Origin of the sequence: Chromohalobacter sp. (genome assembly GCF_039830575.1) — a bacterium.
GTDB classification, from domain to species: domain Bacteria; phylum Pseudomonadota; class Gammaproteobacteria; order Pseudomonadales; family Halomonadaceae; genus Chromohalobacter; species Chromohalobacter israelensis.
Genome location: NZ_JBDOOX010000006.1, coordinates 143440 through 156979, shown reverse-complemented (window position 1 = coordinate 156979; position 13540 = coordinate 143440). Strand labels below are relative to the sequence as shown.

Here is a 13540-nt window from a genome sequence, read left to right as displayed (position 1 = left end):
TCGTCAGCACGCGGTATAACCGCCGTCCACCCGCAGGTCGGCGCCGTTGATCATCGCCGACTCGCGGGCAGCCAGGAACAATATGCTGTCGGCGATCTCGTCGGGGGTGGCGAAACGCCGGGTGGGAATCAGCGCCTTCATGCGCTCGCCCTTCTCCCCGGCCCAGCCGTAGCGTCCCAATTCGGTGTCGACCACCGTCGGCGACACCGCGTTGGCGGTCACTCCGTGCGGCCCCCATTCCAGCGCCAGGGTACGCGTCAGCCCCAGCACGCCGGACTTGCTGGCACAGTAGGCCAGGTGCCCCTCCAGGCCGACGCTGGCCGCCTGCGAGGCAAGATTGACGATGCGTCCGTAGCCGCGCTCGCGCATGCGCCGTCCCACCGCGCGACAACACAGGAACACGCCGCGCAGGTTGACCGCCTGGGTGGCATCCCAGAGCGCGGCCTCCATCGACTCGGCGGGCGCCAGCGGGCCGATGCCGGCATTGTTGACCAGCACGTCGATGTGGCCGAAGCGCTCGATGGCCTGGGTGACCATCGCCTCGACGGCATCTTCCTCGCTGACATCGAGCACCGCGGCCAGGTGGGTGTCGCCGAGTGCCCGGGCGACCGCCTCGACCGCCTCGCTGCGGTCGGCCAGCACCAGATGGGCGCCGCCTGCCGCAAACCGCTCGGCGAGCTGTTTGCCGATGCCGTTGGCCGCCCCGGTGATCAACACCACGCTACCGCTGAAATCGAAGTGCAGTTGACGCATCGCCTCGCTCCCCCGTTCAACGTGATTCGGGCAGGCAGGCCCGGGCATAGGCCGCGAGCACCTGCTGGATGTGCTGGCGCACCAGCGCGCGAGGCTCGGCCGCCAGGCGCCCCTCGCGAACCGCCCGATAGCCGTCGGGCAGATATTGGCTGATCAGGGTCGGTGGCATCGGTCGGCGGCTCAGCGTGTCGAACAGCGCCTCGACGTTCGCCGCCACCTCCGGCCGCGTCCAGTAATAACGGATCCGATCGCTCAGGCTGTAGCGACGCGCGAAGCGTTGCTGTTCGGCATCGCCCTCGTAATAGGCCTGCCAGTAGCGGGGGTCGTCACGCATCGCCTGTTCGAGACTGGCACCGAGCGGCGGTGCGTCGATGCCCGGCGCCTCGGTGGCGATGGCCTCGAGCGCGAACAACGCCTCGCGCAACGCGAAGGTCAGCGCCGGCCCGACCTTGAGAATCGCGAAATGGCCGGCCACCAGCTCGGCATAGGCGGCGGGCGTCTGATAATCGGTGGAGTGCGCCTCGAAGACGATGTTCGGCCAGGCGGCGATGGCGCGGCTCAACGCGCGCGCCTCGTCCGGCACGAAATCGACCACCTCGCTGTGACCGAACTCGACCCCTGGCTGGACGACCACGCCGCGCACCCGGGCCCAGGCATCCGCCAGCCCTTGGGTCTCGAACACGTCGCGATGAGTGGCGAGAGTACGTGCCAGGTCGTCGGTGGTGGTCACCGCCACGCCGTCGAGGTGTTCGTGGGCACCGCCCGGGGTGGGCACTTCGGTGCCGATCACGTAGCGCAGCTCGCCGCAGCGATCGCCGACGGCCTGCTCCGCGGCATGGCATAGCCGCGCGGCACGCGCTGCGACCTGCGCGTCATCGAGTGCCGCCGGATCGTCGGCGCAAGGCATGCTGGCGTCCAGGTGCAGCTTGGTGAAGCCCGCAGCGGCGTAGGCCGCGACCAGTCCCTCAGCCTTGGCCATCGCCGTCTCGGCGGGCTGATCCTGCCACGGCGAGGGGCCCAGGTGATCCCCGCCCAGAATCAAGCGCCCGGTGTCGAACCCGCATTCCTCGGCGATCGCCGCGACCCGGTCACGGAAATCGGCCGGCGTCTGGCCGGTATAGCCGCCCTCCTGATTGACCTGGTTGCAGGTCGCCTCGATCAGCAGCGGCGAGCCATCCTCGAGTGCCTGGTGAAACGCCGCCTCGAGCACCAGCGGATGCGCCGAGCACACCGAGTAGATGCCGCGTCGGCTGCCTTCGCGGTTGGCGGTGACGATAGGGTCGAGCAGATGATCGCTCATCGGGCACCTCCGTGGGATGCAATCAGGGCGTCGAGGGTGGCGCGGTCGCTGCACCCCTCCATGGGACCGACACGCGTCACCGCGTGGGCACCGGCGGCGCTGGCCAGCTGCAGGGCACGCTCGAGCGGCTCGCCCGCCGCCAGCGCGGCCATCAGGGCGCCTCCGAAACAGTCGCCGGCTCCGGTGGGGTCGCGCTCATCGACGGGATACGCCGCCACGCGTCGGGGCGCGTGACCCGACGTGAAGGCCTCGCTGCCGCGCGCGGCACGCTTGAGCACCACCAGCGACATGCGCCGTTCGTCGAGCAGTCTCGCCACGGTCTCGGCCTCCGGCTCGCCATGGCTGAGCCAGGCAAGGTCCGCTTCGCTGGGCAGGAAGACATCGCAATCGTCGATGCGCGTCAGCACCGCCGCCCGGGTCGCCGGGTCGGCCATCAATTCGGCACGAATATTGGGGTCGAAACTGATCCGGCCACCACGCGCGCGAACCCGTGTAGCCAGCCGATCGATCAGTGCGATGGCCGCGGGTGAAGACAGCGACGAGCCCATCACATGCAGATACCGGCAATCCGCCAGTCGTTCGAGCCCGGCATCGTCGACGTCGAGACGCGCCGCTGCGCTGTGCGTCAGGTTGAAGATGAAGTCGCGGTCGCCGTCGTCGCGATAACGCACGAAGGCGGTGCCGGTGGGATACTCGGCATCGCGCCCCACCGCAGCGGTATCGATCCCGTCGGCGGTCAGCCGATCCAGGATCAGGTCGCCGAAGCCATCGCTGCCCACGCAGCCGGCATAGGCGACCCGCGCCCCCATGCGCGCCGCCTGGGAGGCGAAGATCGCCGGCGCACCGCTGGGAAACGGCCCCTGGAAACGTCCCGGCACGTCGAAACGCTGGCCGGGTCGCTCGGCGACGAATTCGGCGAGCAGCTCGCCGGCGGTGACGATATCGAAGCGAGGCAGGTCTGCGCTCATGATCAGCTCATCCAGTTGCCGCCATCGACGTTCAGCGTCTGTGCCACCACATAATCGCTGTCGGCGGAAGCCAGGAACACCGCCGCGCCGACATGATCCTCGGGACGCCCCATGCGACCATAGGGCACCGCCTCGCCGACCAGGCGCTTCTTCTCGCCGGCCGGGCGGTTCTCGTAGCGCGCGAACAAGGCATCGACCTCGTCCCACATGGGGGTGTCGACCACCCCGGGGGCGATGCCGTTGACGTTGATGCGGTGCTTGATCAGGGCGAGGCCGCAGGACTGGGTGAGGCTGATCACCGCGGCCTTGGAGGCGCAGTACATGCTGACCAGGGGCTCGCCGCGGCGCCCGGCCTGGGAGGCCATGTTGATGATCTTGCCGCCCTGGCCGCGCTCGACCATATGCGCCGCCACCGCCTGCAGGGTGAAGAAGGTCCCCTTGACGTTGATGCCGAATTGCCGGTCATAGCTGGCCTCGCTGACCTCGAGCACCGGGGCCATGTCGAATACCGCCGCATTGTTGACGAGGATGTCGATACCGCCGAAACGCGCCTCGACGGCCGCGATCATCGCCTGGCGCGAGTCGGCGTCGGCCACGTCGAGCCGCACCGCCATCACCGGCGCCTCGTCGACCTCGGCCCGAATCTCGGCGACCGCCTGCTCGGCGGCGTCGGTGTCGATATCGGCGATCGCCACGCGCGCCCCTTCCCGCAGATAGCCCTTGACGATCGCCAGGCCGATCCCGCGCGCGCCGCCGGTCACCACTGCCGTTCGCTTGTCGAGTTTCATCGCTGTGGTTCCTTGTTCGAGTGAAGTCATGATGAAGCGCCAGCTTCGGGCCGTCGGCCATATCCCCCCGGCGGTCTTCAGCGCACGGCGTGACGCTCGCCGCGCCAGCGCTGTACCAGCTCGCCAAGCGCCGCCATGTGCGTGAGCACCTGCCAGGCGCCGGCGTCGCGCAGCCGTTGTGCATGGCCGGGCTCGACATGACTGGCGCCGGTGAAACCGATCACCGTCATGCCGGCGGCACAGGCCGCCCGGGTCCCCGAGACACTGTCCTCGATGACGAGGCAGGCGGCAGGCGCGACACCGAGATGCGACGCCGCCAGGCGATAGACATCAGGCGCCGGCTTGGGGTGCGCGACCTGCTCGGCGGTGAACAGCGGCGCCTTGCCGAGTTGCGCATCGAGCCCGGTGTTGGCCAGCGAGGCGACGACGCGACGGCGGCGGCTGTTGGAGACGATCGCCAGCGGCAGATCGAGGGCCTCGATGGCAGCCGCCACGCCGGCCATGGCCTCGAGCTCCTCGGCCAATCGCGCCTCGATCGCCGTGTCGATGCGTTCGAGGGCGTCATCGGGCAAGGCATGCGCGCTGCGGGCAGCCAGATGATCGAGAATCGCCTGGGTAGTCATGCCCAGTGCCCGGCGCAATTCATCACCGATCGCCAGGTCAGGCAGCCAGGCCGCCAGTCGCTCGCGCAGCACCGTCTCGGCGATGGCTTCGCTGTCCACCAGCACGCCGTCGCAGTCGAAGATCAGCACCTCCATGGGCGACTTCATCAGCGGCCGTCCGATGCCGAAGAGGCGCGATTTTCCTTGCGGTCGATATCGGCCAGCGGGTGGCGCGTCAGGTGCGCCAGGGCCAGGCCATCGGCAGTGAAAAGGTGCGCGCAGGCCGGGTCGAAGGTGAAGCGCACCTCGTCGTGCACGCGATGCGCGACGTTGCCGTCGGCGACCAGGATCCACTCGCTGTCGCCGTGCTCGAGATACAGCGAGGTGACGCCGCCGAGACGTTCGATGACCTGGATCCGGCCCGTCAGCGGCCCCGCCTCGTCGAGCACCAGGTGCTCGGGACGGATGCCCAGCGTCAGCGTGTCGCCGGCGCTGACGCCGTCGCCCGCGACCGGCACCCGGCAGTCGCCGCCGGGCAGCGCCACGTCGACCCCCTCGGCGTCGGCACCGCGCACCTCGACCTCCAGGAAGTTCATTTTCGGCGAGCCGATGAAGCCGGCCACGAAGCGGTTGCGCGGGTGGTGGTAGAGCTCCATCGGCGAGCCGATCTGCTCGACCACGCCGTCCTGCAGCACGACGATCTTGTCGGCCATGGTCATGGCCTCGATCTGGTCGTGGGTGACGTAGATCATCGTCGCGTCGAGCTCCTCGTGGAGCCGGGCCAGCTCGATGCGCATCTGCACGCGCAGCGCCGCGTCCAGGTTCGACAGCGGTTCGTCGAACAGGAAGATGCTGGGGTTGCGCACGATCGCCCGTCCGATCGCCACGCGCTGACGCTGGCCGCCGGACAGCGCGCGGGGCTTGCGGTCGAGCAGGGGCTCGAGCTGCAGGATGCGTGCGGCGGCGAGGACCTTCTCGCGGCGCTCGGCCTTGGGCACCTTGGCCAGGCGGAGGCTGAAGCCCATGTTGTCCTCGACGGTCATGTGCGGGTAGAGCGCGTAGCTCTGGAAGACCATCGCCAGGCCGCGGTCGGCGGGCCCGACCTCGTTGACGCGCTGGCCGTCGATGGCGATCTCGCCGCTGGTGGTGCTCTCGAGCCCGGCGATCATCCGCATCAGGGTCGACTTGCCGCAGCCCGAGGGGCCGACGAAGACCACGAATTCGCGGTCCTTGACCTCGAGATCGACGCCCTTGATGACCTGGGTGCCGCCGAAGTCCTTGACGATGTTGTTGAGTTGTAGCGTTGCCATGGCGGAATTCCTTATTTGACGGCGCCGAAGGTGAGACCACGAACCATCTGCTTCTGGGTCAACCAGCCGAAGATCAGAATCGGCGCGATGGCCAGCGTCGAGGCGGCGGACAACTTGGCCCAGAACAGCCCTTCGGGACTCGAGAAGGAAGCGATGAAAGCGGTCAGCGGGGCGGCATCCGAGGTCGTCAGGTTGAGGCTCCAGAACGCCTCGTTCCAGCTCAGGATGACCGACAGCAATCCGGTGGACGCGATCCCCGGCAGGGTCAGCGGCAACAGCAGGTAGAGCACTTCCTGCAGGGTGCCGGCGCCGTCCATGCGTCCTGCTTCGAGGATGTCCTTGGGAATGTCCTTGAAGAAGGTGTACAGCATCCACACCACGATCGGCAGGTTCATCAGCATGTAGACGATGGTCAGACCGAGCTGGGAGTCGAGCAGGCCCATGTCGCGGAACAGCAGGTACACCGGCATCAGCACGCCGACCGGCGGCAGCATCTTGGTGGACAGCATCCACAGCAACGTGCCCCGGGTACGCTTGGTCGGCAGGAAGGCCATCGAATAGGCCGAGGGAATCGCCACGATCAGCGCCAGCAGGGTCGAGCCGAACGAGATCACGATGCTGTTCAGGGCGAACTTCAAGTAGTCGGCACGCGCCATGACTTCGTGATAGCCCGCCAGGGTCGGCTCGAAGAACAGGCTCGGCGGTGTCGCCACGGCCTCGCCTTCGGTCTTGAAGCCGGTCAGCACCATCCAGAAGATCGGAAAGAACACGATCAACGCGATGCCCCAGGCGAGCAGCGTGAGCAGCAGTTTCTTGGTCATCGTAGGATTCATGCAGTGCTCCTCGCCTCAGGTCTCGAGATTCTTGGCCACGGTGCGGATCAAGAAGATCGCCACGATGTTGGCCAGGATGATGGCGATGACACCGCCGGCCGAGGCGCCGCCCACGTCGAAGTCCAGCAACGCGCGGATGTAGATGAAATAGGCCAGATTGGTCGAGGCCAGCCCCGGGCCGCCCGAGGTGGTGACGAATATCTCGGCGAAAATCGTCAGCAGGAAGATCATCTCGATCATGATCACCACGCTGATCGCCCGCTTCAGGTGCGGCAGGGTGATGAACCAGAAGATCGCCAGCGGTCCGGCACCGTCCATGCGCGCCGCTTCGACCTGGTCATCGTCCAGGGACTGGATGGCGGTGAGCAGGATAAGCAAGGCGAACGGCATCCACTGCCAGGCGACGATGATGATGATCGACGCCAGCGGCATCGACGAGAACCAGTCGATCACCGGCAGCCCGAGCAGGCCGCTCAGCCAGGCGAACACGCCGTTGACCGGGTGCATCAGCATGTTCTTCCACACCAGGGCGCCGACCGTGGGCATGACGAAGAACGGCGCGATCACCAGCAGGCGGGCGATGCCGCGACCGAAGAACTCCTGCTGGAAGAGCACCGCCAGCAGCGTGCCGCCGATCACGCTGATCGCCAGCACCCAGCCGACCAGCAGCAGGGTGTTGCCCATCGCCGTCCACAAGGCCGGATCGGTGAGCAGATAGGTATAGTTATCCCAGCCGGCGAAACCGGAAATCATGGGATTGATCAGGTTATAGCGCTGGAAGGAGAACCACAGGGTCATGCCCAGTGGCACCAGCATCCACAGCAGCAGCAACGTCACCGCCGGTCCCTGCAGGAACACGTTGCGGAAGCCGCCGACGGTTCGTCCGGACGTTCTCTCGCGCATGGGAATGCCCCATTGAAGGAAACAGGTCGGAAAAGGCGGCCGGATCATGACGATCCGGCCGCGGCGGGAGGCTATCGCTTAGTCGTAGTATCCCGCCTGGCGCATGGTGCGATCGACCGAACGCTGGGCCTGGTCGAGCGCGGCATCGACGGACTGTTGACCGGCAAGTGCAGCCCCGATCATCTGTCCCACCTGGGTGCCTACCGCCTGGAACTCGGGGATGTTGACGGTCTGCACGCCGATGTAGGGACTCGGCTTGAGCGTCGAATCGGTGGGATCGGCGGTCTGGATGGCGTTGAGCACGAAGTCGGCGAACGGCGCAGCTTCCTGGTACTTGGGATTCTCGTAGGTGGACTCACGGGTGCCCGGCGGCACACTGGTCCAGCCTTCGGTTTCCCCTACCAGCTCGATGTAGTCCTGCGAGGTCGCCCAGGTAATGAAAGTCCTGGCGGCGTCCTTGGCATCCGACGAGGCGGGAATCGCCAGCGTCCACGACCACAGCCAGTTGGCGCCCTTCGGGGTCTCGGCGATCGGCGCCGGGGCGAAGCCGAGCTTGTCGGCGACCTGCGACTCGTCGGGATTGTAGAGACGCCCGGCGGCGGACGTGGCATCGACCCACATGCCGCACTTGCCGCTGGAGAACAGCGCCTGATTCTCGTTGAAGCCGTTGGAGGTCGCACCCGGCGGGCCATAGTTGTTCATCAGGTCGACATAGAAACCGACCGCTTCCTTCCACTCCGGCGAGTTGATTTCCGGATGCCATTCCTCGTCGAACCAGCGACCGCCGAAGGTATTGACCAGGGTGCTGACGAACGCCATGTTCTCGCCCCAGCCCGGCTTGCCGCGCAGGCAGATGCCATACACGCCGTTGTCGGGATCGTTGATCTGGCTCGCCCAGTCCTCGACCTGCTCCCAGGTCGGCTGTTCGGGCATCTCGATGCCGGCCTGCTCGAACAGGTCGGTGCGGTAGTACATCATCGAGCTTTCACCGTAGAACGGCAGCGCGTAGAGCGAACCGTCCTGGCTCAGGCCGTCGCGGATCGGCTTGAGCAGATCCTGCTCGTTGTAGCTCTCGGGCAGGTCGTCGAGCTCGACCAGCCAATCCTGCTTGGCCCAGATCGGCACCTCGTACGTCCCGATGGTCATGACATCGAACTGGCCGCCGTCGGTGGCGATGTCGGTGGTCAGACGCTGACGCAACACGTTTTCCTCGAGCACCACCCATTCCAGGTCGATGTCCGGGTGGGCCTTTTCGAATTCGTCGGTCAGGCCCTGCATGATGATCATGTCGTTGTTGTTCACCGTGGCCACGGTGATGGTCTCGGCGTGAGCGGCGAACGAAGCCAGTGTCGCGGCTCCGGCCAGGGGTAGAGCGTAGGTAAGGCGCATGGCGAGCTCCTGGGAGAAGATCATTGAATTTGTTTTGATCAATCTACTCATCGAGTATTCAAATGATCATTTGCAGCGCCAAAAAAAGCAAACCCCTCACGCTTAGACTTTGGCCTAAGCCCCCAATGCGGACACGATATAGCGAGCCGCCGCTTCGTCCGTCACCAGTCCCTTGAGCCAGCCGCCTCGCAGGGCGCTCAGGATGGCCGGCCCCTTGTCGTGCCCGCCCGCCAGGCCCATCAGCGGCTGCCCGCCCAGTGCCGAGAGCGGCAGGCTGGTGATGCGGCGCGTGATCGGACAGTCGATGAGCCGTCCCTGGATATCCAGCGGCCAGCCGAGCAGTTCCCCCACCGCACCGGCCTCGAGCAGCTCGTTGAGTTCGGCCTCGCTGATGAAATGATCCTGGAACAGGGTCGCGCGCGGATCGATGCGGCCGATGCCGATGACCCCGGTTTCGGCCTCGCGGGCGATATGAAACACCGCCTGCACCAGCTGCTGGGCAAGCAACGCTTCCTTCTCTTCCACCGAGGCGGCCACTACCGGTGCGGGCAGCAGGAAGCGCTCCGCCCCGGTCTTGTCGGCCAGGACCATCACCCCGTCGTAGCGGTTGGCGGAACCGTCGCGGGCGACATTGCCCACCAGCGAGACGATACGATGCTGCGAGCGATCCAGGCGACTCAGGGCTTCCACGGTGGCACGCACCGAACGCCCGGTGCCCAGCGACAGCGTCAGGGGCGCTTGACGATCGAGAAGGCTCGCCAGCCGTTCGGCGCCGGCCTGGGCGAGAAAGCGCGGACTGCTTTCCGGCAGCTCGGGGTCGCTGGGCACCACATCGCAGAAATCCAATCCGAAGTGCGTGAGAATCGCCTCGCCCATGGCCATGCACTGGGAGATGGGATGATCGACATGCACCTTGACCAGCCCTTCCTGACGCGCCAGGGCCAGCAAGCGCTGGACCCCGGGCCGCGAGACGCCCAGCAGGCGGGCGATATCGTCCTGCGTGCGCCCACCGACGTAGGAGAGCCAGGCCGCGCGCGCCGCCTGCTCGCGCTTGAGTTCGTATTTATCCATCGCCGCTACTCCTGCTGGAAGGCCCGTTACCGGACGACCACGTACTTGAACATCACGTCTGTCGAACGCCAATGCCGGGCATCATCGCAACCGCGCACGCACCGTACAACTGAGACGATGGCACGGTGGCACCGCGATCACGACTCGGTGACACTCGGCGCCACCGGCGAGGACGGTAGCCAGGCACGCGCCGCCAGTCCGCCCAGCGTAGACTCGGCGAGCTGCAGACGGCCGCCGTAGAGGGTCATCAAATCCTTGACGATCGCCAGTCCCAGGCCGGAGCCGGAGCGCCGTTCGTCGAGACGCGCGCCGCGTGCCAGGGCAGCCTCACGCTGGGCCTCGCTCATCCCCGGCCCGTCGTCTTCGATCACCAGCACGACGCCCGCGCCCTGTGGATAGAAACGCAGCGAGACCTGCGACGACGCCCAGCGCAGGGCATTCTCGAGCAGGTTGCCGACCAGTTCCTGAAGGTCCTGGGCATCCATGCGCACACTGAGGTCGGCCGCCAGCTCGGCGTCCAGCCGAACCCCGCGCCGCTCCCCCATCCGGGTCAGGCCATCGAGCACCGGGGCGAGGGTTTTCCCGACATCGATCTTGCCGGCCAGCACGCCGCCCCCCGTCGCCGAGGCACGCGCCAGATGGTGGCGCACGGCATCGTCGATGCGTCCGAGCTCGCCCTGCACGCGGTCACGCGTCTCGTCGGGAAAACGCTCCGCCAGCGTCGTCAGCACGCTGACCGGGGTCTTGAGGGCATGCGCCAGATTGCCGGCGGCATGTCGGCCACGTTCGATCAGCCGCCGATCGCGTTCCAGCACACCGTTCATGGCACCTGCCAGACGTGCCAGTTCGTCGGGCAGAAAACGCGTCTCCAGACTCTCGGCGTCTCCGGACTCCACGGCCCGCAAGTTGGCGTGCATGCGCCGCAGCGGCGCCAGTCCCCAGCGGATCTGCACCGCCAGGCCAACCAGCAACAGGGCCCCCAAGGCCAGCAGCGACAGGCCCAACAACCACTCGAAACGCGCCACCTCGCGATCCAGCTCCTCGCGGGAAGCAGCGACGCTGACATGCAGCGTCCCGGCATGCCCCGGCAAGCGGATGTCGCGTTCCATGACCCGCAAGCGATTGCCGCGCGGCCCATCGACTTCGGAGACCGCCAGGCCCTGGATGTCGTCGGTCGGCAGGCGCTGGTCCCATAGCGAGCGCGACGTCAGTGCCTGCCCTTCGCCTGCCACCTGCCAGTACCAGCCCGAGTAGACGCGCTCGAAGCGTGGATCGCCCAGAGAACGCGTCATGCGCAGTTCATTGCTCTGGGGATCGAGCTGCGCCCCGGCCAGCAGTACGTTGAGCAATGACTCGAGGCGGTCGTCGAAGGCAGTGGTGACGGCATCGCGGAAGTTATAGGCCAGGCCGGTGCCGGCCAGTGGCAACGCGACCATGACCAGCAACAGCGAGGCGATCAGCAACCGAGCCCGGATCGAGGTACGCGCGATGCGCTGTTGCCAGGCGCGTCGCCTCATGGCGTCTCCTCGAGGGCCACCAGGCGATAGCCCTGGCCGCGCAGGGTCTCGATGCGCTGGTTGCCCAGCTTGCGACGCAGGCGGCTGATCTGGACATCGATGACGTTGGAGTCGGGCTCGTGGTCCCGGTCATAGACATGCTCTGAAAGCTCGGTGCGGGTCACGATTCGCGGGGCGGCATGCAGCAGATACGCCAGCAGGCGCGATTCCTGGGCCGTCAGCGTGATCGGACGGCCTGCCAGGGTGACACTGCCGGTATGCGTATCCAGTGCCAGCTCGCCGAGCTTGAGGATCGGATGTGCATGCCCGTGGCTGCGTCGTACCAGGGCGCGCAGACGGAACAGGACTTCTGCCGTCTCGAAGGGCTTGGTGACGTAATCGTCGGCCCCGGCGGAGAAGCCGGCCGCCTTGTCCGACCAGCGCTCGCGCGCCGTCAGTACCAGCACCGGCAGATCGATGCCGTCTTCGCGCCACGCGGCGAGCCAACGGGTGCCATCGCCATCGGGAAGGCCCAGGTCGAGGATCACGGCATCGTAGGCTTCCACCCGCACCAGATAATCGGCGGCTTCGCCGTTCGCGGCATGCTCCCACAGCAGCCCGGCCTCGACGAAGGCTTCGCCGAGGGCTTGCGCCAGCGCGGTATCGTCCTCGACCAGCAATACCTTCATGGACGTGTCATCCCCTCGATATTGACCCCTTCGATGCCGATCAGCTCGCCATTGGCGGCATCGAATTCGAATTCGACCACCTGCCCCTGCGGGCCGATCATTTCGATCTCGTAGCGCGGCGCCTCGTCCTCGTGCTCGAGTTCGACCTCGAGCACCTGCCCGACATAGCGATGCTCGAGCCAGTCGAGCACCGTGGGCAGGGCCACGACGCGCCCCTCCTGCACCTCGCGATGCAGCGAACGCCACTCATCGTCATCGGCCATGACCAGTGACTGGCAGGCCATGATTCCCACCGCCGCCAGCATGAGTGCCTTGAGACATCCATTGAAGCGTTTCATGCCCACACCCTGTCAGACACGACATGAATACAGCATGAACAAGGCGCTCGTCTCCGCGACAGCCCGGCCGGACGAACCTCGTGACAGCCCGGCGACGGCACGCCTGAACATGAACGGAAGATGAACATCGTTTTCAGGCGACTGCAAGGTCGTCGCCGCTAGGCTCGCTTCATCACTGGCGTAACGCGATCACGCCGGCCTCGATGCCAACGCAAGGAGACGATCATGAAGACGATGCACATGCTGATGATGCCGATGGTACTCAGTGGCGGCCTGTCCACGGCCGTGATGGCCGACGACGGCAGCCTGTCGCCGGGGGAGCTCGAATCGCTGCTCGCGACGGCCGGCGAACATGGTGTCACGCATTACGATGACATCGCCATCGACGACGGCAACCGCCTGGAAATCGAAGGCTGGCGCGACGATGGCTGGCAGCTCGACCTCGACATGCTGATCCGGGATGGCAGCCTGGTGCATGAAAAACGCCGCCAGGACACCACGCCCGACTGGAGCCTGAATGGCGAGGAGCTGCGTCAGGCGCTGGACAACGCGCGAGACGCTGGCATGCAACGCTTTGCCGAACTGGATGTCGATGAGCAAGGGCATGTGGATATCGAAGGCTACGACGCCCAGAATGAGGAGATCGACATCCGCCTCGAACGCAATGGACTCACGGTCACTGGAGTGGAACATGACTGATCGACAGCACAACGCCGCCTGGCAGGCGGCTCAGCAATGGCGGGAACGGGCGCGTCAGGCGCGCCCCTCCCAGGGTGCCGGCGGGCTCAAGCTGCTCGCCACCTGGTTATTGTTCGGCGTCATGATGATCGTCGGCACCCTGCTCGGCCTGTTTTTCCTGATCGTCGGCTGGGCGATGCTGCCGTTTCTGCGCCACCGCATGAAAAAGCGTGCCGAAGCCTTTCGTGCCGAGCACGCCCGCCCGGCCGGCGGCAACGGCGCGCAGGACGGTGCACAGACACGAGACAACGCACGTTCATCACGTGTGCTCGAAGGCGATTATCAGGTCAAGTCCGACGACTGAGTGCGCCCTGAACGCGGCGTCTCTCGCCGTCTCCGCAGAACCAGTTGCCACGAAGCAA

15 protein-coding genes are annotated in these 13540 nt (G+C 66.4%); 2 read left to right on the top strand and 13 right to left on the bottom strand.

Translation table 11 applies throughout. The features are described 5' to 3' along the window. Positions 1 to 3 precede the first annotated feature (3 nt). The 13 genes from ABGX75_RS04680 to ABGX75_RS04620 all read right to left on the bottom strand — a co-directional run bounded on the left by ABGX75_RS04680 (position 4) and on the right by ABGX75_RS04620 (position 12440). On the bottom strand, positions 4 to 753 hold the full coding sequence (locus ABGX75_RS04680; protein WP_011505949.1) for an SDR family oxidoreductase: 750 nt from the start codon (positions 751 to 753) through the stop codon (positions 4 to 6). Between the two features lie 16 nt (positions 754 to 769). Further along, on the bottom strand, positions 770 to 2053 hold the full coding sequence (locus tag ABGX75_RS04675) for a D-tagatose-bisphosphate aldolase, class II, non-catalytic subunit (protein WP_347410615.1): 1284 nt from the start codon (positions 2051 to 2053) through the stop codon (positions 770 to 772). Then, positions 2050 to 3021 carry a sugar kinase gene (locus ABGX75_RS04670; RefSeq protein WP_347410614.1) on the bottom strand — a complete coding sequence of 324 codons (972 nt, stop codon included), beginning with the start codon at positions 3019 to 3021 and terminating at the stop codon, positions 2050 to 2052. The genes ABGX75_RS04675 and ABGX75_RS04670 overlap by 4 nt, the downstream gene beginning before the upstream one ends. 2 nt (positions 3022 to 3023) lie before the next feature. Next, positions 3024 to 3809: an L-iditol 2-dehydrogenase gene (locus ABGX75_RS04665; protein WP_011505946.1), complete on the bottom strand. Its 786-nt coding sequence runs from the start codon at positions 3807 to 3809 to the stop codon at positions 3024 to 3026. Positions 3810 to 3886: 77 nt separating this feature from the next. Further along, positions 3887 to 4579, bottom strand: coding sequence for an HAD-IA family hydrolase (locus ABGX75_RS04660; protein WP_084075928.1), 693 nt, complete (start codon positions 4577 to 4579; stop codon positions 3887 to 3889). Continuing rightward, entirely contained in the window at positions 4579 to 5721 is a 1143-nt protein-coding gene (gene ugpC, locus ABGX75_RS04655) for a sn-glycerol-3-phosphate ABC transporter ATP-binding protein UgpC (RefSeq protein ID WP_277810817.1), read from the bottom strand. Before ugpC ends, ABGX75_RS04660 begins: the two co-directional genes overlap by 1 nt. Positions 5722 to 5732: 11 nt before the next feature. Further along, positions 5733 to 6554 carry a carbohydrate ABC transporter permease gene (locus tag ABGX75_RS04650; protein ID WP_011505943.1) on the bottom strand — a complete coding sequence of 274 codons (822 nt, stop codon included), beginning with the start codon at positions 6552 to 6554 and terminating at the stop codon, positions 5733 to 5735. 15 nt (positions 6555 to 6569) lie between these two features. Beyond that, the gene (locus ABGX75_RS04645) at positions 6570 to 7457 is read right to left on the bottom strand and encodes a sugar ABC transporter permease (RefSeq protein WP_011505942.1); all 888 of its coding nucleotides are present in this window, start codon (positions 7455 to 7457) and stop codon (positions 6570 to 6572) included. A gap of 78 nt (positions 7458 to 7535) precedes the next feature. Further along, the gene (locus tag ABGX75_RS04640) at positions 7536 to 8846 is read right to left on the bottom strand and encodes a sugar ABC transporter substrate-binding protein (RefSeq protein WP_011505941.1); all 1311 of its coding nucleotides are present in this window, start codon (positions 8844 to 8846) and stop codon (positions 7536 to 7538) included. Positions 8847 to 8960: 114 nt separating this feature from the next. Beyond that, on the bottom strand, positions 8961 to 9917 hold the full coding sequence (locus ABGX75_RS04635; RefSeq protein ID WP_011505940.1) for a sugar-binding transcriptional regulator: 957 nt from the start codon (positions 9915 to 9917) through the stop codon (positions 8961 to 8963). 137 nt (positions 9918 to 10054) lie between these two features. Then, a complete protein-coding gene (locus ABGX75_RS04630) occupies positions 10055 to 11434 on the bottom strand; it encodes a sensor histidine kinase (protein ID WP_347410613.1) in 1380 nt (459 codons plus the stop codon). Beyond that, complete coding sequence (locus tag ABGX75_RS04625; RefSeq protein WP_011505938.1) at positions 11431 to 12102, bottom strand: response regulator transcription factor; 672 nt, start codon at positions 12100 to 12102, stop codon at positions 11431 to 11433. The genes ABGX75_RS04630 and ABGX75_RS04625 overlap by 4 nt, the downstream gene beginning before the upstream one ends. Then, the gene (locus tag ABGX75_RS04620) at positions 12099 to 12440 is read right to left on the bottom strand and encodes a PepSY domain-containing protein (RefSeq protein ID WP_035414740.1); all 342 of its coding nucleotides are present in this window, start codon (positions 12438 to 12440) and stop codon (positions 12099 to 12101) included. Before ABGX75_RS04620 ends, ABGX75_RS04625 begins: the two co-directional genes overlap by 4 nt. A gap of 225 nt (positions 12441 to 12665) precedes the next feature. Between ABGX75_RS04620 and ABGX75_RS04615 the strand changes: the two genes are divergently transcribed. Together ABGX75_RS04615 and ABGX75_RS04610 are read left to right on the top strand one after the other, a co-directional pair. Continuing rightward, positions 12666 to 13139: a hypothetical protein gene (locus tag ABGX75_RS04615; RefSeq protein ID WP_179153318.1), complete on the top strand. Its 474-nt coding sequence runs from the start codon at positions 12666 to 12668 to the stop codon at positions 13137 to 13139. Continuing rightward, positions 13132 to 13482, top strand: coding sequence for a hypothetical protein (locus ABGX75_RS04610; protein ID WP_035414534.1), 351 nt, complete (start codon positions 13132 to 13134; stop codon positions 13480 to 13482). Before ABGX75_RS04615 ends, ABGX75_RS04610 begins: the two co-directional genes overlap by 8 nt. Positions 13483 to 13540: the final 58 nt, after the last annotated feature.

Bases quoted from the DNA above. Each gene is read 5' to 3' on its own strand.
- ABGX75_RS04680 (WP_011505949.1), bottom strand. From the start codon at position 753: ATGCGTCAACTGCACTTCGATTTCAGCGGTAGCGTGGTGTTGATCACC.
- ABGX75_RS04675 (WP_347410615.1), bottom strand. From the start codon at position 2,053: ATGAGCGATCATCTGCTCGACCCTATCGTCACCGCCAACCGCGAAGGC.
- ABGX75_RS04670 (WP_347410614.1), bottom strand. From the start codon at position 3,021: ATGAGCGCAGACCTGCCTCGCTTCGATATCGTCACCGCCGGCGAGCTG.
- ABGX75_RS04665 (WP_011505946.1), bottom strand. From the start codon at position 3,809: ATGAAACTCGACAAGCGAACGGCAGTGGTGACCGGCGGCGCGCGCGGG.
- ABGX75_RS04660 (WP_084075928.1), bottom strand. From the start codon at position 4,579: ATGAAGTCGCCCATGGAGGTGCTGATCTTCGACTGCGACGGCGTGCTG.
- ugpC (WP_277810817.1), bottom strand. From the start codon at position 5,721: ATGGCAACGCTACAACTCAACAACATCGTCAAGGACTTCGGCGGCACC.
- ABGX75_RS04650 (WP_011505943.1), bottom strand. From the start codon at position 6,554: ATGAATCCTACGATGACCAAGAAACTGCTGCTCACGCTGCTCGCCTGG.
- ABGX75_RS04645 (WP_011505942.1), bottom strand. From the start codon at position 7,457: ATGCGCGAGAGAACGTCCGGACGAACCGTCGGCGGCTTCCGCAACGTG.
- ABGX75_RS04640 (WP_011505941.1), bottom strand. From the start codon at position 8,846: ATGCGCCTTACCTACGCTCTACCCCTGGCCGGAGCCGCGACACTGGCT.
- ABGX75_RS04635 (WP_011505940.1), bottom strand. From the start codon at position 9,917: ATGGATAAATACGAACTCAAGCGCGAGCAGGCGGCGCGCGCGGCCTGG.
- ABGX75_RS04630 (WP_347410613.1), bottom strand. From the start codon at position 11,434: ATGAGGCGACGCGCCTGGCAACAGCGCATCGCGCGTACCTCGATCCGG.
- ABGX75_RS04625 (WP_011505938.1), bottom strand. From the start codon at position 12,102: ATGAAGGTATTGCTGGTCGAGGACGATACCGCGCTGGCGCAAGCCCTC.
- ABGX75_RS04620 (WP_035414740.1), bottom strand. From the start codon at position 12,440: ATGAAACGCTTCAATGGATGTCTCAAGGCACTCATGCTGGCGGCGGTG.
- ABGX75_RS04615 (WP_179153318.1), top strand. From the start codon at position 12,666: ATGAAGACGATGCACATGCTGATGATGCCGATGGTACTCAGTGGCGGC.
- ABGX75_RS04610 (WP_035414534.1), top strand. From the start codon at position 13,132: ATGACTGATCGACAGCACAACGCCGCCTGGCAGGCGGCTCAGCAATGG.